The organism is Pantoea sp. QMID4 (assembly GCF_030270445.1).
Classification (GTDB): Bacteria; Pseudomonadota; Gammaproteobacteria; order Enterobacterales; family Enterobacteriaceae; genus Pantoea; species Pantoea vagans.
Genome location: NZ_BSXL01000001.1, coordinates 855,055 through 871,867, shown reverse-complemented (window position 1 = coordinate 871,867; position 16,813 = coordinate 855,055). Strand labels below are relative to the sequence as shown.

General features: G+C 55.1%; 17 protein-coding genes. 10 read left to right on the top strand and 7 right to left on the bottom strand.

The annotated features are described in order from the left end of the window. Positions 1-43 precede the first annotated feature (43 nt). From pabB to pdeD, 4 genes are all read left to right on the top strand, one after another. Entirely contained in the window at positions 44-1,423 is a 1,380-nt protein-coding gene (gene pabB / locus QSK07_RS03995; RefSeq protein ID WP_285720511.1) for an aminodeoxychorismate synthase component 1, read from the top strand. After that, on the top strand, positions 1,407-1,970 hold the full coding sequence (locus QSK07_RS03990; protein ID WP_275219325.1) for a CoA pyrophosphatase: 564 nt from the start codon (positions 1,407-1,409) through the stop codon (positions 1,968-1,970). The genes pabB and QSK07_RS03990 overlap by 17 nt, the downstream gene beginning before the upstream one ends. 185 nt (positions 1,971-2,155) lie before the next feature. After that, the gene (locus QSK07_RS03985) at positions 2,156-3,520 is read left to right on the top strand and encodes an L-serine ammonia-lyase (RefSeq protein ID WP_285720510.1); all 1,365 of its coding nucleotides are present in this window, start codon (positions 2,156-2,158) and stop codon (positions 3,518-3,520) included. Between the two features lie 224 nt (positions 3,521-3,744). Then, positions 3,745-5,307 (top strand): cyclic di-3',5'-guanosine monophosphate phosphodiesterase PdeD, encoded by a 1,563-nt coding sequence (pdeD, locus tag QSK07_RS03980; protein WP_285720509.1) that lies wholly within the window; start codon positions 3,745-3,747, stop codon positions 5,305-5,307. A 135-nt stretch (positions 5,308-5,442) separates the two neighbouring features. Here pdeD and QSK07_RS03975 read toward each other — a convergent pair whose 3' ends face one another. Then, positions 5,443-7,035, bottom strand: coding sequence for a TerC family protein (locus QSK07_RS03975; RefSeq protein WP_098050328.1), 1,593 nt, complete (start codon positions 7,033-7,035; stop codon positions 5,443-5,445). A gap of 509 nt (positions 7,036-7,544) precedes the next feature. Here QSK07_RS03975 and manX point away from each other — a divergent pair. The 4 genes from manX to QSK07_RS03955 all read left to right on the top strand — a co-directional run bounded on the left by manX (position 7,545) and on the right by QSK07_RS03955 (position 10,782). After that, the gene (gene manX, locus QSK07_RS03970) at positions 7,545-8,507 is read left to right on the top strand and encodes a PTS mannose transporter subunit IIAB (RefSeq protein ID WP_285720508.1); all 963 of its coding nucleotides are present in this window, start codon (positions 7,545-7,547) and stop codon (positions 8,505-8,507) included. 63 nt (positions 8,508-8,570) lie between these two features. Then, positions 8,571-9,371 (top strand): PTS mannose/fructose/sorbose transporter subunit IIC, encoded by an 801-nt coding sequence (locus QSK07_RS03965; protein ID WP_033733019.1) that lies wholly within the window; start codon positions 8,571-8,573, stop codon positions 9,369-9,371. 15 nt (positions 9,372-9,386) lie between these two features. After that, positions 9,387-10,232 (top strand): PTS mannose transporter subunit IID, encoded by an 846-nt coding sequence (locus QSK07_RS03960; RefSeq protein WP_285720507.1) that lies wholly within the window; start codon positions 9,387-9,389, stop codon positions 10,230-10,232. 91 nt (positions 10,233-10,323) lie between these two features. Beyond that, positions 10,324-10,782 carry a DUF986 family protein gene (locus tag QSK07_RS03955; protein WP_285720506.1) on the top strand — a complete coding sequence of 153 codons (459 nt, stop codon included), beginning with the start codon at positions 10,324-10,326 and terminating at the stop codon, positions 10,780-10,782. Here the strand turns inward: QSK07_RS03955 and rlmA are convergent. The 5 genes from rlmA to QSK07_RS03930 all read right to left on the bottom strand — a co-directional run bounded on the left by rlmA (position 10,779) and on the right by QSK07_RS03930 (position 13,884). Next, positions 10,779-11,588 carry a 23S rRNA (guanine(745)-N(1))-methyltransferase gene (rlmA, locus tag QSK07_RS03950; protein ID WP_285720505.1) on the bottom strand — a complete coding sequence of 270 codons (810 nt, stop codon included), beginning with the start codon at positions 11,586-11,588 and terminating at the stop codon, positions 10,779-10,781. The genes QSK07_RS03955 and rlmA overlap by 4 nt on opposite strands. 137 nt (positions 11,589-11,725) lie before the next feature. Beyond that, on the bottom strand, positions 11,726-11,935 hold the full coding sequence (gene cspE, locus QSK07_RS03945; RefSeq protein ID WP_003852684.1) for a transcription antiterminator/RNA stability regulator CspE: 210 nt from the start codon (positions 11,933-11,935) through the stop codon (positions 11,726-11,728). An 81-nt stretch (positions 11,936-12,016) separates the two neighbouring features. Continuing rightward, the gene (locus QSK07_RS03940; RefSeq protein ID WP_285720606.1) at positions 12,017-12,064 is read right to left on the bottom strand and encodes a DUF2627 domain-containing protein; all 48 of its coding nucleotides are present in this window, start codon (positions 12,062-12,064) and stop codon (positions 12,017-12,019) included. Between the two features lie 467 nt (positions 12,065-12,531). Then, a complete protein-coding gene (locus QSK07_RS03935; protein ID WP_285720504.1) occupies positions 12,532-13,593 on the bottom strand; it encodes an MBL fold metallo-hydrolase in 1,062 nt (353 codons plus the stop codon). Between the two features lie 18 nt (positions 13,594-13,611). Continuing rightward, positions 13,612-13,884 carry a YebO family protein gene (locus QSK07_RS03930; RefSeq protein WP_098050321.1) on the bottom strand — a complete coding sequence of 91 codons (273 nt, stop codon included), beginning with the start codon at positions 13,882-13,884 and terminating at the stop codon, positions 13,612-13,614. A gap of 212 nt (positions 13,885-14,096) precedes the next feature. Here QSK07_RS03930 and QSK07_RS03925 point away from each other — a divergent pair, with 212 nt between their 5' ends. After that, positions 14,097-14,333, top strand: a complete 237-nt coding sequence (locus QSK07_RS03925) for a YobH family protein (RefSeq protein WP_090960331.1) — start codon at positions 14,097-14,099, stop codon at positions 14,331-14,333. A gap of 30 nt (positions 14,334-14,363) precedes the next feature. Here QSK07_RS03925 and kdgR read toward each other — a convergent pair whose 3' ends face one another. Beyond that, the gene (gene kdgR, locus QSK07_RS03920; RefSeq protein ID WP_275219316.1) at positions 14,364-15,155 is read right to left on the bottom strand and encodes a DNA-binding transcriptional regulator KdgR; all 792 of its coding nucleotides are present in this window, start codon (positions 15,153-15,155) and stop codon (positions 14,364-14,366) included. A gap of 186 nt (positions 15,156-15,341) precedes the next feature. Between kdgR and QSK07_RS03915 the strand changes: the two genes are divergently transcribed. Then, a complete protein-coding gene (locus tag QSK07_RS03915) occupies positions 15,342-16,712 on the top strand; it encodes an MFS transporter (RefSeq protein ID WP_285720503.1) in 1,371 nt (456 codons plus the stop codon). Positions 16,713-16,813: the final 101 nt, after the last annotated feature.

The following is a 16,813-nucleotide window of genomic DNA, read 5'->3' as shown; positions in this document are numbered from 1 at the left end:
ATGTCAGTCTGACCGCCTCTTTGCTTGCTGATTTGTCTGTCCGATGATTGTTGAAACCCTCACGCTTGATTATACCCCGGATGCGCTGACAGAGCGTTTTGCCACCCTTGCCCATCTGCCGTGGGCGATGCTGCTCTCCTCCGCGCAGGCCAGCCACATCGACAACCGCTTCGATATTCTGACGGTCGATCCCCGCGCCACCCTGGTGACCCGCGGGCCGATCACGACCATCTGTGATGCAACCGGCACGTCCGAATCGGCCGCGGATCCCCTGCTGCTGGTTCAGCAACAATGTGATGCGCTGGGCGTGACGCCGGCGGCCTGCGAAGCCCTGCCGTTTCAGGGCGGCGCGCTGGGCCTGTTTAGTTATGATCTGGGCCGCCGGTTTGAGTTGATGCCCCAAAAAGCCGCAGCCGATCTTACAACGCCGGACATGGCCGTGGGGATCTATGACTGGGCCTTGATTGCCGATCATCATCAGCAAACGCTGACGCTGGTGGCGTTAAATGATGCTCAGGCGCGCGCCGCCTGGCTGGCGCAGTGGCCCGCGCGTGAAGCCTTACCTTTTTCACTAACCAGCGGCTGGCGTTCTAATCTGAGCTATGCCGATTATGCCGCGCGTTTTGCCGCGGTTCAGGCTTATATTCAGGCCGGTGACTGTTACCAGGTTAACCTGGCGCAGCGTTTTCAGGCCGGTTATCAGGGTGATGAGTGGCAGGCGTTTACTCTGCTTAATGCGATTAACCGCGCGCCGTTCAGCGCGTTTCTGCGCCTGCCGGAAAGTGCCATCCTCAGCCTGTCGCCCGAGCGCTTTCTGTCGCTGAATCAAAACCAGATTGAAACCCGACCGATTAAAGGCACCCGGCCACGCTGTGCCGATCCGATTGCCGATGCGCAACAGGCTGAGGCACTGCGCCATGCGGAGAAAGATCGGGCTGAAAACCTGATGATTGTCGATTTGCTGCGCAACGATATTGGCCGCGTGGCGCTGCCCGGCTCGGTCACGGTGCCTGAACTGTTTGTGGTTGAACCCTTCCCCGCCGTCCATCATCTGGTGAGCACGGTACGGGCGCAGCTGCCTGACATCCTGCAGGCCACCGATCTGCTGCGCGCCTGTTTTCCGGGCGGCTCGATAACCGGTGCGCCCAAGATTCGGGCGATGGAGATTATTGATGAGCTGGAGCCGCAGCGGCGTAATGCCTGGTGCGGCAGTATCGGCTATCTCAGCCTGTGTGGGCGGATGGATACCAGCATCACGATCCGCACGCTGATTGCCGAAGGCCAGCAGCTTTACTGTGCCGCTGGTGGCGGGCTGGTGGCAGACAGCGATCCTGAAGCGGAGTATCAGGAAACGCTCGACAAAGTCAGTCGGATTTTACCGGCACTGGAACAGACAGGAGGTTCAGTTGGCACTGACGCTTGAGGTTTTCCGCAGCCGCTTTCTCCTGCAGCAACCGGCCCGCAGCACGCAGCGTCTTTCCGGACGTCATGCCGCGGTGCTGGTGCCGATTGTAGCCCGTCATGAACCGGGTCTGTTGCTGACGCAGCGCTCGCACGCCCTGCGCAAACACGCCGGACAGGTCGCCTTTCCCGGCGGGATGCAGGATGACACCGATACCTCGCTGATCGCCACCGCCCTGCGTGAGGCGCAGGAAGAAGTCGGTATCGATCCGCAGCAGGTCGAGATATTAGGCGCGCTGCCCGCCGTCACCAGCAGCACCGGCTTTCAGGTAACACCCGTGCTGGGCATTATTCCGGCCAATCTGCGCTTAACGATTAATCCGGATGAGGTAAGCAGTGCCTTCGAAATGCCGCTGGCTGAGGCACTGCAGCTCAGCCGCTACAGCGCGCTGGAGGTGCATCGGGCGGGTTTACGCCATCCGGTCTGGCTGTCACGCTATCAGGATTATCTGGTGTGGGGCATGACAGCAGGGATTATCCGTTCACTGAGTACGCAGATCGCCTTCTGAGACCTTTCTACTTCTTTTTCCCCTTCCAGCCCGTCAGTGACCTGCCGGGCTGAGCTATAATTTTTTCTATCTGTTTTGATAAGTTTATTTCATGCGAAAAGCTGCTCTTTTCCGGTGCATGACCATTACTATGGGCGCCATAAACTGCCCCGGCAGACTGAGAATAAATGTGAGGAGTGTCACCTGTGATTAGTGTTTTCGACATGTTCAAAGTGGGCATTGGCCCCTCAAGTTCGCATACTGTCGGCCCGATGAAAGCGGGTAAACAATTTGTGGATTTGCTGTGCGAACAGGGAAAGCTGCAGGAGGTCACCCGGATCGCCGTGGATGTTTACGGTTCTCTGTCGCTGACCGGCAAAGGGCATCACACGGATATCGCCATTATTATGGGGCTGGCTGGCGAATCGCCGGACACGGTAGATATCGATGCCATTCCCGCATTTATTAAAGATGTTGAACAGCGTGAACGTCTGCTGCTGGCAAAAGGCGCGCATGAAGTTGATTTCCCGCGCGAAGGCGGCATGGTGTTCCGCAGTGAGAACCTCTCACTGCATGAAAATGGCCTGCGCCTGCTGGCATTCGCGGGTGAACTGCTGATCCTGTCGAAAACCTACTACTCCGTGGGCGGTGGGTTCATTGTGGATGAGGAGCACTTCGGTCAGTCGGCACTGGATGAAGTCTCTGTGCCCTGGCCTTTCCACTCCGCCAAAGATCTGCTGGCGCACTGTCGCGAAACCGGCCTGTCGCTGTCGGGCCTGGTGATGAAAAATGAGCTGGCATTGCACAGCCGAGACGAGATTCATGCCTATTTCACCAAAATCTGGCAGACCATGCAGGCCTGTATCGATCGCGGTCTGAATACTGAAGGCGTGTTGCCCGGACCGCTGCGCGTACCCCGTCGTGCCGCCTCCCTGCGTCGCCTGCTGACCTCCTCCACCAAGCACTCCAGCGATCCGATGATTGTTATCGACTGGATCAATATGTTTGCGCTGGCGGTCAACGAAGAGAATGCCGCAGGTGGCCGTGTGGTCACTGCGCCGACAAATGGTGCCTGCGGTATCGTGCCTGCGGTGCTGGCTTACTACGATCACTTCATCGAGCCGGTGACGCACGATATTTTCCTGCGCTATTTCCTCGCCTCGGGCGCCATAGGCGTCCTGTACAAAATGAACGCCTCTATTTCGGGTGCGGAAGTGGGCTGCCAGGGTGAAGTGGGTGTCGCCTGTTCGATGGCAGCGGCCGGTCTGGCAGAACTGCTGGGCGGTAGCCCGGAACAGGTGTGTGTCGCCGCTGAAATCGGCATGGAGCATAACCTGGGACTGACCTGCGACCCTGTGGCCGGACAGGTTCAGGTTCCCTGCATTGAACGTAACGCTATCGCCTCGGTTAAAGCCATTAACGCGGCGCGTATGGCACTCCGTCGCACCAGTGAACCCCGCGTCTCGCTGGATAAGGTTATAGAAACCATGTATGAGACCGGCAAGGATATGAACGCGAAATACCGTGAAACGTCCCGTGGCGGTCTGGCGATTAAAGTTCAGTGTGATTAAGCGAAACGTTTAATTGTTTAAATAACGTGCAAACGTAATAAAATCCGCATCCTGCGCTATCTCAGCGCAGGTTTAAACGGTAGAGTGTTTTCCGCGCAGCCGTCCGGTCTGCGCAGCTTTCCAGACCCGCTTTTCTGCATTACGGCCTCAATATTGACCTGGCCGTGCCGATACTAACCCCGTTATTTTTGCTTTTTACTGGCTTTTTGGGAAGGTGGATACTGATGTTTATGGCCCAGCAATTTGTTGGACAATTCAGACGCAAGCGTTTGCTGATCGCGCTGTCAATCGCCACCGTGGTGCTGATATTAACGCTGGCCTTTCGCTACATCGAAGAGAAGTCACGTATTGAACAGCAGGCGATGGATTTCGCCGACAAAGCGATTATGCGGTTTGACCGGATGTTTTCACCGCTGGAGGTTTCAGCCAATAATACGCTGGGGCTGGTGGGCATTCCCTGTCAGGATGTGCGTTTTCCGCTCGTTGAAAAAATCTCCTCTCTGCAGACGGTACGTGCCATTTTGCTGGTCGAAAACGACATGCTTTACTGCTCCAGTATTTACGGCCCGCGCAATATCCCTTTCAGCCAGACTTATCCTGACCTTGCCTTCAACAGCCAGCGTATGACCCTCTCAACCGATCAGTATCTGCTGAAAGGCTCGCCGGTTTTACTGCTGTGGACGCCAAAAAGTCTGGATAACCGTTCGGGAATATTGCAGGTCATCAACATTGAAATGATGAGTAACTATCTGCTGGAGCCTCAGTTGCCCTGGGTTGAACGCGCTGTGTTTAATGTTAATGGTGAGAGCCTGGAGTATGGCAATCCGTTAATAGAGCCAACAGTGCCGGCAGATGACGAAGTGAGCTACGAGCAGGGTTCGCTGCGCTACCCGTTTACGCTTACCCTCTATGGCCCTTCGCCGACACGGCTGGCGCTGGCGACACTTCCCTCACAGCTGCCGCTGGCGCTGCTGCTGAGCCTGCTGATGGGCTACATCATCTGGCTGGCGACGGCAAATCGCATGAGCCTCAGCTGGCAAATCAGCTATGGCATTACGGCCCGTGAGTTTATGGTCTATTGCCAGCCGCTGATCAACAGTAAAAGTGCCGAGTGTGACGGGATAGAATTGCTGCTGCGCTGGCATAACGCCCGCCAGGGCTGGATCGCACCGGATGTCTTTATTCCGCTGGCCGAGCGCCAGAACCTGATCAAGCCGCTAACGCGCTTTGTGCTGAACGAGGTGGTGAGACAGCTGCCGCAGTTGCCCGATAATCCCGCCTTTCATATCGCCATCAATGTGGCCGCCAGTCATTTCCGCGACCGCGCCATTCTGGAAGATCTGCAGAACCTGTGGTGGCCTGCCAGTCCGGTGCCGCAACTGGTGGTGGAACTCACTGAACGGGATGCCCTGCCGGTCGTCGATCAATCGGTGATTGCACAACTGCACGACATTGGTGTCCGGCTGGCGATTGATGACTTTGGCACCGGTCACAGCTCGCTCTCCTACCTGAAAGATTTGCAGCCAGACGTGCTCAAAATTGACAAGATTTTCACGGCGGCTATCGGTACGGATGCCATTAACGCCACGGTAACGGATATGGTCATTTCGCTGGCCCAGCGCCTGAATATCAGTCTGGTGGCTGAAGGGGTGGAAACGGCTGATCAGGCGGATTATCTGCGCGAACGCGGGGTGGATCATCTGCAGGGCTACTATTTTGCCCGTCCGATGCCGCTGGAAGACTTCCCAGCCTGGCTGACGCTGCATCAGGCTGATGCCCGCCGTTAGCTGCCGCGTCAGCACCGTTCCGCCCTGATACGACGCCCCGCACACAAAAAACAGCCGCGGCGTTTCAGCAGCGGCTGTCAGAAAGACTCAACGCGGCCGGTGAAAACGGCAGCGCCTCAGTAACAATGTGAAGCGTTACCCCTCTTCTTCCTCGTCATGCGGTTTATCTTTGGTGACACGCACCAGATCGATACGGTAATCCGTCGCTTCGATGATCTGGAAGTGCAGCGGCGTGATATCAATCACCTCGCCGGGAAGCGGTAACTGCCCTTTCTGCTCAATCAGCAGGCCCGCCAGAGAAGCGTGGTCTTCTGTCGGATCGACCAGCTCATGGAAGTCGAGTAACTGCTGCAGCGAGTGCAGATCGGTTCCGCCTTTTACTAACCAGCCATCGCCATCTGCAACAATATCAGGCGTTTCATCTTCATCCGGGAATTCACCCGCAATCGCTTCCAGCACGTCCAGCGGGGTAATCAGACCCTGCACCACGCCAAACTCATTGGTGACGATTACGAAGCTGCCTTTGGCACGACGCAGCACGCCAAGCAGGTTGATCGGATCCAGCGTCTCCGGCACCACAATGGTCGGTGTATTCGCCGCGAAGGTTGCCACATCAACACCCTGCTCCAGCGCCACCAGCAGCTCTTTGGCGCGCACCACGCCAACAATTTCATCCAGTTCACCCCGGCAGACCGGGAACAGGCTGTGAGGCGTATCCAGCAGCTGACCGCGAATCTCATCCACCGGACGATTCGCATCGACCCAGGAGATATCACCGCGCGGCGTCATAATGCTGCGAATCGAACGGGAAGCCAGCGTCAGCACGCCATTAATCATGTAACGCTCTTCATCTTTAAACGCTTCCTGCGGCATCGCTTCTGTCAACGCCGACTCTTCACTGGTGCTGGTGTTACTGCTGCTATTGCCGTTGCTGGCCGTCTGAGCGCGGTTACGGCCGCCCATCAGGCGCAGAATCGCCTCTGCGGTGCGCTCACGCATCGGACGATTTGACTGATGGCGAATAAAGTTACGACGCGCAATCTGGTTGAACAGCTCAATCAGAATTGAGAAGCCAATCGCCGCATAGAGGTAGCCTTTCGGAATATGGAAACCAAAGCCTTCTGCCACGAGTGACAGCCCGATCATCAGCAGGAAGCTCAGACAGAGCACCACCACGGTCGGATGCGCGTTAACGAAGTTAGTTAACGGTTTAGACGCCAGCAGCATCACACCCATGGCAATCACTACAGCAGTCATCATCACCGGCAGGTGGTTCACCATACCCACGGCAGTAATCACCGCATCCAGTGAAAAAACCGCGTCCAGCACCACAATCTGCAATACCACTGCCCAGAAACTGGCATATCCCCGATTTGCGGAACCATCAAGCTGACGGTTCTCCAGCCTCTCGTGTAGCTCCATGGTCGCTTTAAACAGCAGGAAGAAACCACCGAACAGCAGGATTAAATCTCGTCCGGAAAAGCTGAAACCGCCTACGCTGAAGAGAGGCGTGGTCAGCGTGACGATCCAGGAAATCAGCGACAACAGGCCCAGACGCATCACCAGCGCCAGCGACAGGCCAATCAGACGTGCTTTATCACGCTGCTTTGGCGGCAGTTTGTCGGCCAGGATAGCAATAAATACCAGGTTATCGATGCCGAGTACGATTTCCAGCACGATAAGCGTCAGTAAACCCGCCCAGATTGAGGGGTCGAATAAAAATTCCATTATTTATGACTCCAGAACAGGGAACAGATCGAGCCGGTGCCTGTCAGCGCAGCGAAGCGTGACATCCGGGTAGTCGGGAAAGCGGTGAAAACGCCGCGAGGCGAAAGGTGACGCGCCAGCAGGCGCAAAGAACAGATTAAGCGACGTCGGTGACGATCCATAAAGGTGGGCTGAAGCCCGTTACTCCTGAGTAATAAACAGAACGTTAATGTATCAGGTCGGTAAATTGCGTCAAAAAATTTTCTTATTTTTACAATCTGCATAATGGATGATCGGGCGCATAAAAAAGGTAAAGCGCCACCTGACGGGGTGAATAGCTGACAGACATCACATAATTTATTTTTTCGATCACTAAAATAAATCGCGACTTTACTGCCTTGATGAAGTTAACCCCTGTTTTTTCGGCGCTATATCAGAAAGTCGAACGACCGGGTTAAACAGATAATCAAAATATGTCTCAATACAGTTCATTTACTCAGATGAGCATCTCTAGCGAACGGAGGTAGCACGTGACCATTGCGATTGTAATTGGTACACACGGCTGGGCAGCGGAACAACTGCTGAAAACAGCAGAAATGCTGTTAGGCGAGCAGGAAAATATCGGCTGGATAGACTTTGTCCCCGGTGAAAATGCAGAAACGCTGATTGAAAAATATCAGACACGACTGGCAGAACTGGATACCAGCAAGGGGGTTCTTTTTCTGGTCGATACCTGGGGCGGCAGCCCGTTCAATGCGGCCAGCCGCATTGTTGTCGACAAGCCACACTATGAGGTCATCGCCGGGGTCAATATTCCGATGCTGGTCGAAACCCTGATGGCGCGCGATGACGATCCCGGATTTGACGAACTGGTCGCCATGGCGGTGGAGACCGGTCGTGAAGGGGTCAAAGCCCTGAAAGCGAAAGAAGAAGCACCGGCACCGGCTGCCGTGAAACCAGCCGCTGTGGCACAACCGGCTAAGCCAATTGCTCCCGGTGACCATATGAAAATCGGGCTGGCGCGTATTGACGACCGTCTGATTCATGGGCAGGTCGCGACGCGCTGGACTAAAGAGACCAACGTTCAGCGTATTATCGTGGTCAGCGATGAAGTGGCCAACGATCACGTTCGCAAAACGCTGCTGACGCAGGTCGCGCCACCCGGCGTAACGGCCCATGTGGTGGACGTCGACAAAATGGTGCGGGTGTGGAACAACCCGAAGTATGGTCAGGATCGCGTCATGCTGCTGTTTACCAACCCCACTGATGTCCTGCGCGTAGTTGAACAGGGTGTCGATATTAAAACGGTCAACATCGGCGGGATGGCGTTCCGCCAGGGGAAAACCCAGGTCAATAATGCGGTCTCGGTTGATGAAAAAGATATCGCCGCATTCCGCAAACTCAATGAACGCAATATTGAACTGGAAGTGCGTAAAGTTTCCAGCGATCAAAAACTGAAAATGATGGATCTGATTGCGAAAGTAAACGCGTAACAGAAGCACTTCTGCGCCTGCGTTTCCGGGCTCCTGATTATCCTGCTGAGGACAAGAAGTATGATGGAAATAACCTCGCTACAAATTATTTTGATTTTTATTGTCGCCTGTATTGCCGGTATGGGGTCGATTCTGGATGAGTTCCAGTTTCACCGTCCGCTGGTCGCCTGTACGCTGATTGGTATCGTTCTGGGTGATATGAAAACCGGTATTATCATCGGCGGTACGCTGGAGATGATTGCGCTGGGCTGGATGAACATCGGTGCGGCAGTTGCCCCTGATGCCGCTCTTGCCTCTATCATCTCGACTATCCTGGTCATCGCTGGTGGTCAGAGTGTGGGTGCCGGTATTGCACTGGCGATTCCGCTGGCTGCCGCCGGACAGGTGTTGACCATTATCGTGCGTACGCTGACTGTAGCCTTCCAGCACGCGGCTGATAAAGCCGCCGAAAAAGGCAATCTTACGGCCATCTCCTGGATCCATGTTTCTGCCCTGCTGTTACAGGCGATGCGTATCGCCATCCCGGCGCTGATTGTGGCGATTTCGGTCGGTACCAGTGCCGTTCATGCGCTGCTGAGTTCCATTCCTGAAGTCGTCACCAACGGCCTCAATATCGCCGGTGGCATGATTGTGGTGGTTGGTTACGCAATGGTCATCAATATGATGCGCGCAGGCTATCTGATGCCGTTCTTCTATCTCGGCTTCGTTACCGCGGCATTCACCAACTTCAACCTGGTGGCGCTGGGCGTAATTGGCGTAGTTATGGCGGTGCTCTACATTCAACTCAGCCCAAAATACAACCGTGTGGCGGGGGCACCCACAGGTGCTGCAACCGCAAACGATCTTGATAACGAACTCGATTAAGGAACAGGTGAACACATGGTTGATATGACGAAAGCTGAAAAGAAACTGACTCCCGGTGATGTCCGCGCCGTCTTTCTGCGCTCTAACCTTTTCCAGGGTTCATGGAACTTTGAGCGTATGCAGGCGCTGGGCTTCTGCTTCTCAATGGTGCCGGTCATCCGCCGTCTCTATCCTGAGAATAATGATGAGCGCAGGCAGGCGATTAAACGTCATCTGGAGTTTTTCAATACCCATCCTTATGTCGCCGCGCCGGTACTGGGCGTCACCATGGCGATGGAAGAGCAGCGTGCCAACGGCGCACCTATCGACGACGGTGCGATTAACGGACTGAAAGTCGGGCTGATGGGACCGCTGGCAGGTGTTGGCGACCCGATCTTCTGGGGTACGGTACGTCCGGTTTTTGCCGCGCTGGGTGCCGGTATTGCCATGAGCGGCAGTCTGCTGGGTCCGCTGCTGTTCTTTATGCTGTTTAACCTGGCACGTCTGCTGACCCGCTACTATGGCGTGGCGTATGGCTATCGCAAAGGGATCGACATCGTCAGCGACATGGGCGGCGGTTTCCTGCAGAAGCTCACGGAGGGTGCCTCGATTCTGGGGCTGTTTGTCATGGGGGCGCTGGTTAACAAGTGGACGCACGTCAACATCCCGCTGGTGGTGTCGCGCATTACTGACTCCACCGGCAAAACCACCGTCACTACAGTACAGTCAATCCTCGATCAGCTGATGCCAGGCATTGTGCCGCTACTGCTGACCTTTGGCTGTATGTGGTTGTTACGTCGTAAAGTGAATGCGCTGTGGATTATCGTTGGCTTCTTTGCCATCGGTATCTTTGGTTACTGGATCGGCCTGCTCGGTCTGTAATGTCATCCTGCCGGGAGCCTCTGCTCCCGGCTTTTAAGCGTGGTGAGCTGAGCCACAACCGGCTGATCTCACCCTGTTTGAGGTAGAAGAGATGTCCTTAACTGACGCGTTGATTGCGTGTTGTATCGCCGCCCTGATGGGATTTGCCGTTTACCATGAGGCGATTCTGCCGCGTCGGCACGGGCCGACCCGCTTACGGGTAACACTGCGCAGGCAGCATAAACTTGATAGCCTGATTTTCATCGGCCTGTTGCTGATTTTGCTGTGGAACAATGTCAGTCATCACGGCCCGCAGCTCACCACCTCACTGCTGATGGTGCTGAGTTTTCTGGCGTTCTGGCTCTTCTGGCTGCGCAAACCCACGCTGCTGATGAAGAATGAGGGATTGTTTTACGCCGGTATCTGGATCGATTACCGGCGGATTCAGGGCATGAATCTCTCTGAGGATGGCATTCTGGTCATTCAGCTGGAACAACGCCGTCTGCTGATTGCCGTGCAGCAACTCGACGACCTGGAGCGCATCTACACGACGCTGGTCGAGGCGCGCTAGTCGCGCTGCCATATTGTCAGGGTAAAATCAGCATCGCAGCTGAACTGCTCACTCTGCTGCAGCGTTTGCCAGACGTCTTGACGCGCACGCCAGGCAAAGGGTGTCATCTGCAGCAGTGTCTTCGCCGCTTCGCCGGTTAATGCCATCGGATAACGCAGGGCATGCTGCGCTACCTGCCGGAAGCCGGGATAATCTTTCTGTTCCGGCACATGCAGCTGCACTTCGCGGTAAATCAGCGCTTTGAACTGCTGCAGATGATGCGGGCCTGGTGTGACCGTCAGTACCAGGCCGCCCGGCTTCAGCACGCGGGCCAGCTCCGCTTCATTGCAGGGTGCGTAGATGCGTACCATCGCATCCAGGGCGTGATCGGCAAAGGGTAAGCGCTGGCTGGAGGCGACGCAGAAGCGCACCGCAGGATAACGCTTAGCCGCCAGCCGGATGGCCATTCTGGCGACATCCAGCCCATAAATCTGCCCGCCAGTGCCCGCCGCTTTGGCCAGTGCGGCGGTGTAGTAACCTTCGCCGCAGCCGATATCCAGGATTTTGCATTCCGGCTGGTCCAGCGCGGGTGCGAGAAGGCTCACGACCCGATCACGCAGCGGCTGATAGTAGCCAGCTTCAAGAAATTCCCGTCGCGCCTGCATCATCTCCGCGCTATCACCCGGCTCCCGTGACCGCTTATGCTGAACGGGCAGCAGATTGACGTAGCCTTCTTTCGCCTGATCAAACTGATGGCGATTTTCACAGCACCAGCTGCGGTCGGTGAAGGTCAGAGGAGAGAGACAAAGAGGGCAAATCAGGGACATAATGTGCTCCGGCATCAGATAACGCGGCGCAGTGTAACCTTAACGTTTACGCATCGGAAGCATAAAGAAAGCCCCGGCTGAAGAGCCAGGGCTTTAAGATTCCATGTCAGGGTGCAATGCACCGAGGCGGAGTTGAATCAGATAGCAGTGACGTTAACTGCTGCCGGGCCTTTCTGGCCGTCCTGAATTTCGAACTCAACGCTCTGGCCTTCAGCCAGGGTTTTGAAACCATTGCCCTGGATTGCAGAGAAGTGTACGAACACATCTTTGCTGCCGTCAGCAGGGGTGATAAAACCAAAACCTTTAGACTCGTTGAACCACTTAACCTGACCTTTAATCTTTGCCATTTTGCAAATTCCTTTAGATGTTTATTTAGCCTGAAGGCTGTCATACAGAAAAACCAGAGACATTACTGCATGAGGCACTAATTAAGGTTCGGCAAGGAAGCGGTATTCAACGTCAACGTCTTTACTCATACTTCTTTACTGAAGATGCCATGCATAAACAGAACTGTACCTCGTTTAACTCAGGAATTGTTATCACATATCCTAAAAACAATGGCAAGCCATTTTTAAGGCCTCAGCAAGCCTGCGCACATAATTGCCAGAAGGCTCACAATGCATGTTCGGCGGGGTTTACAAAAACCCGCGTGAATAACGCGTCAGCAAGGCCAGCGCCCTCTTCTGCCACTGCTTCCAGGGCCAACACGATGGATACCATAAGAAATTAATATTTCACAAATATGGCAATGACAGAATTAATAAGCGAAGCGGTGACGAAGACAGTTTTCAGAAGTGGGGCGTCAATCCTGTACAGCGCCTTTTATTTCGTACAAATAACATTTTTTTGCACCAAAAGCAGGAGAGACACATTAGTCCTGCTCCAAATAAAAGCAACGAAGCCGATTTTACTTATTAAGAATTTAACTTTTTATTTGGAAAATTCACATCAGATAAATAACTGCCGGGATTTTTTTATCCCGGGGGGGGGGGGTTTGGGATAATTCCTGGGCGCAATTATTCAGACTGCGGCTTTCGCCTATTCGCCAGGGCGCGAAGCGGCCGTTATGTTCGTCTGCCCGCTGTAGCGCATTCGCCAGCTCCTGTGGTGGCGCATCCAGCGACTCATCGGCCAGCTCAAACACGCCCCAGTGAATAGGCAGCGTCAATGGCCTGCCTGCCACCTGCCATAATGCCACCGCCTGATCGGGATCCATATGCTGGCTTGCCATGAACCATTTAGGTGCATACGCGCCAATCGGCAACGCAGCCATGCTGAACGGGCCAAGCCGGGCCGGAATATCCAGCAGGCGATCGCTGTAGCCACTGTCGCCCGAAAACCAGAAACGCAGGGAGGCAGAGCGCACGACCCAGCCGCACCAGAGCGAACGGTTGCGATCGCGTGGGGTTCGCATACTCCAGTGACGGGCTGGCACAGCATCAAAACAGAGGTCGCCGACCGTTATCTGCTGCCACCAGTCGAGCTGATGGACGTTTTTCACGCCCCGCGCCCTGCACCACTTTGCCAGACCCAGCGGCACAATAAAGGTCGCTTGCGGAAACCGCTGGATAATCGCTTTAACCGTCGTTTTATCCAGATGATCGTAATGGTTGTGTGAAATCAGCACGATATCAAGCCGCGGCAGATCAGCGATGCTAATGGGCGCTGGCGTTTTACGCTGTGGCCCCGCAAACGCCAGCGGCGAGGCGCGTGATGAGAGCGCCGGATCGATCAGGATATAGTGTCCATTGAGCCGCAACAGTACGGCGGCATGTCCCAGCCACCAGATACGGTCGTCACTGCCGCAGATATCGGCAGGCTGCCACCATTGATCGGTGAACGCCCTGTAGCCCTGCTGGGGTGGCGCCGGCAGCGCCTGTACTTTACGCTCCCTGCGCCAGCGTTTCAGGTCACCCGGCCTGCGCTGTTCCGGTTCAGGATTACGGAATCCCTCTGGCGTGTGATGCGCTTTGCTGCTGTCATACCACGGATTTTTCCAGGCCATTCCGTCTCTCTGCTGTGATTAACGTTCCGGGATTAACCGGATAAAGTCGCGCTTCTCACGCTCGTCATCGGTTTTTGTATTTTCTGCCCCAGGCTGCATCTCAATCAGACGGCGCAACAACTGATTCTGTTTCTTCTGCTCTTCCAGCAAGAATTCCAGTAAACGGATTTGCTCACCCGCGCGCACGCTGGCCCGGTTAACAAAGAACCAGGCGATAAACGCCACAATCAAAATAATGACCAGCAGGCCATAGCTTACCAGGGGGCCCGGATTTGCGGCTAACTCATTCATAACTGCCTCGTAAAACTCAGTGGAAACGCCAGAACATGGCAACCGCCTATTCTACCTGTAGCCACCGCAAAAGATAATGGGGTAGACAGCAATGCAGAATTTACCGTTTCAGTTATCTCTGATCGATCCCACCAGAAAAGCGAGGCATGCTGATATCATCATAACCGGCAACACCAGGTGGCGCGCTGAGTTATCTTTCACAAGGAGACACAATGAAACTGTTTATTCGCACAATAGGCTTGCTGGCGGTGATCTGGCTGGCAATGCTGTTTACCGGCTATGGCGTGTTAACCGGCAGCACTAAAAATGCCGCCGGACTTGGCCTGCAGTGCAGCTATCTGACTGCGCGCGGCGTCATCAGCGCGCAGTATCTGCATACCGACAGTGGCGTGGTGGGCGTGACGGATTGTCCGTTGCTGAAGAAAAGCGGAGAAGTGATCGATAACTAATGGTAAAGCGGGCCGGATGGCCCGCTTTATTCAGAATGGGTAGTCGTGATAGCCCATTTCTGCTGAAAGCGTACGCGCCGCCCGATGCAGCATCGCCACATAATCCTGGCGGGCATCTTCAGAAAAACGGATGGTGGGAAACGAGATGCTGAGTCCCGCAATCACCACGCCAAACCGATCGAACACCGGCACGGCAAGGCAGCGTAATCCCTCTTCCTGCTCTTCATTATCTTCGCCGTAACCCTGTGCGTTGACCTGATCCAGCGTCGTAATCAGCGCCTCCGCGCTCAGCAACGTATTAGCCGTGCTACGTTTGAATTCCACATCCCGCAGAATTTCCTCAACATCGCTGCGATCGCGCCAGGCGAGCAGAACTTTACCAATCGCGGTGGTATGCAGCGGGTTGCGGCGGCCAATGCGCGAATACATACGCAGGTTATAGAGGGAGTCGATTTTATGGATGTAGACAATACTGTCTTCTTCCAGTGCCCCCAGGTGAATCGTCTCTTTTGTCAGACGCGACAGCTCACGCATCTGCACATCCGCACTGCGAATCAAATCGACGTTCTGCAGCGCCTTAGCACCCAGTTCAAACAGCTTCAGCGTCAGTGAGTACTTCTCGCTCTCACCTTCCTGTGTCACATAGCCCAGCGATTTCATGGTTTGCAGGAAACGGTAAACGGTACTTTTTGACATCATTACGCGCTGCGCAAGCTCGGTTATGCCGTGATCGCGCTCTTCACCCAGCGCCTGCAGAATGCCGAATACTTTAAGAACCGAAGAGACGGAATCGGGCTGTTTATCATTTTCAGCAGAGGACATCGCACACCTTGTTAAACCTGTTTCAAAAAAAATGGAACGGACTGTCAGTATAGAGGGATGCACAGGACGGCAGCAATGTTTTAACCATTGAGTCATATTTTAAGACAGTTTTTATCCAGCCGGACGCTGCTTTTCAGGGCTGATTTCATTAGCATGATGATATTCACCCTCTTTAGTAATTAACTTATGACACTCTCACCTCCTCAGGATGGATTACCCCCGCGTCAGCGCTATGTGGCTATCGTCACCATTGCGCTGGGCCTGACCATGGCGGTATTAGACGGTGCGATTGCCAATGTCGCGTTACCGACCATATCGCGTGAACTGAATGCCAGTCCGGCACAGTCCATCTGGATTGTGAATGCCTATCAGATTGCGATTATCGTTTCGCTGCTGTCACTTTCGTTTCTGGGCGACATGCTGGGTTATCGCCGCGTCTATCAGGCTGGCCTGGCACTGTTTATCGCGACCTCTCTGTTCTGCGCCTTTTCGACCACCCTGACCATGCTGACCTTTGCCCGTGTGCTGCAGGGGTTGGGCGGCGCGGCGCTGATGAGTGTGAATACCGCGCTGATACGCATTATCTACCCGCAGCGTTATCTGGGACGCGGCATGGCGATCAACTCGCTGGTGGTGGCCGTCTCAACCGCGGCTGGCCCGACGGTAGCGGCAGCAATACTCTCGGTAGCCAGCTGGAAATGGCTGTTTCTGATTAATGTCCCGCTGGGGGCCACTGCACTCTGGCTGGCACTGCGAACCCTGCCTGATAACCCGCAGAAAGCCGCAACACAGAAATTCGATGTGCCCAGTGCCATCATGAACGCCCTGTTTTTTGGCCTGATCATCTCCGCTTTGAGCGGCTTTGCCCAGGGACAGAGTCATCTGCTGGTGCTCTCCGAGGTCGTTGCGCTGCTGGTCGTGGGCTGGTTCTTTATTCGTCGTCAGCTCAACATGGCGGTGCCGCTGCTGCCGGTTGATCTGCTGCGTATCCCGATTTTCAGCCTGTCGATGGGGACGTCTGTCTGTTCGTTCTGTGCCCAGATGCTGGCGATGGTCTCACTGCCCTTCTTTCTGCAGAACGTCCTGCAGCGTAATGAGGTGGCAACCGGTCTGTTGCTTACGCCCTGGCCGCTGGCAACGATGGTATTTGCGCCGATTGCCGGCCGCCTGATTGAGCGGGTGCATGCCGGGCTGTTGGGGGGAATCGGACTGGCGATGTTTGCGCTGGGACTGTTCCTGCTCGCCTGGCTGCCGGCCAATCCGGGCGATGGCGATATTATCTGGCGCATGATGCTGTGCGGTGCCGGTTTCGGGCTGTTCCAGTCACCCAACAACCACACTATCGTCACCTCCGCGCCAGGTAATCGCAGTGGCGGTGCCAGCGGCATGCTGGGTACTGCGCGTCTTCTGGGGCAGAGTATGGGTGCCGCGCTGGTCGCACTGATGTTTAATCTGTTTGATGAAGGTGGGACGCACGTTTCGCTGCTGCTGGCGGGCAGTTTCGCTGCCGTGGCGGCACTGGTGAGCGTGTCGCGCATGACGCAGACCCGCGCCTGATGGCAGTAAAAAAGGCGTGCTCCTGACATAAGGCGACCCGATTCGCTGTAAGGCCGAGCCTGCACAGGGAACCCTGTCAGATCGGAAAGACGACAGTCATC

Coding starts and splice junctions, on each gene's coding strand:
- QSK07_RS03925 (WP_090960331.1), top strand. CDS start 14,097: ATGAAACTGTTTATTCGCACAATAGGCTTGCTGGCGGTGATCTGGCTG.
- QSK07_RS03935 (WP_285720504.1), bottom strand. CDS start 13,593: ATGGCCTGGAAAAATCCGTGGTATGACAGCAGCAAAGCGCATCACACG.
- pabB (WP_285720511.1), top strand. CDS start 44: ATGATTGTTGAAACCCTCACGCTTGATTATACCCCGGATGCGCTGACA.
- QSK07_RS03975 (WP_098050328.1), bottom strand. CDS start 7,035: ATGGAATTTTTATTCGACCCCTCAATCTGGGCGGGTTTACTGACGCTT.
- pdeD (WP_285720509.1), top strand. CDS start 3,745: ATGTTTATGGCCCAGCAATTTGTTGGACAATTCAGACGCAAGCGTTTG.
- rlmA (WP_285720505.1), bottom strand. CDS start 11,588: ATGTCCCTGATTTGCCCTCTTTGTCTCTCTCCTCTGACCTTCACCGAC.
- QSK07_RS03915 (WP_285720503.1), top strand. CDS start 15,342: ATGACACTCTCACCTCCTCAGGATGGATTACCCCCGCGTCAGCGCTAT.
- QSK07_RS03955 (WP_285720506.1), top strand. CDS start 10,324: ATGTCCTTAACTGACGCGTTGATTGCGTGTTGTATCGCCGCCCTGATG.
- kdgR (WP_275219316.1), bottom strand. CDS start 15,155: ATGTCCTCTGCTGAAAATGATAAACAGCCCGATTCCGTCTCTTCGGTT.
- QSK07_RS03960 (WP_285720507.1), top strand. CDS start 9,387: ATGGTTGATATGACGAAAGCTGAAAAGAAACTGACTCCCGGTGATGTC.
- QSK07_RS03965 (WP_033733019.1), top strand. CDS start 8,571: ATGGAAATAACCTCGCTACAAATTATTTTGATTTTTATTGTCGCCTGT.
- cspE (WP_003852684.1), bottom strand. CDS start 11,935: ATGGCAAAGATTAAAGGTCAGGTTAAGTGGTTCAACGAGTCTAAAGGT.
- QSK07_RS03930 (WP_098050321.1), bottom strand. CDS start 13,884: ATGAATGAGTTAGCCGCAAATCCGGGCCCCCTGGTAAGCTATGGCCTG.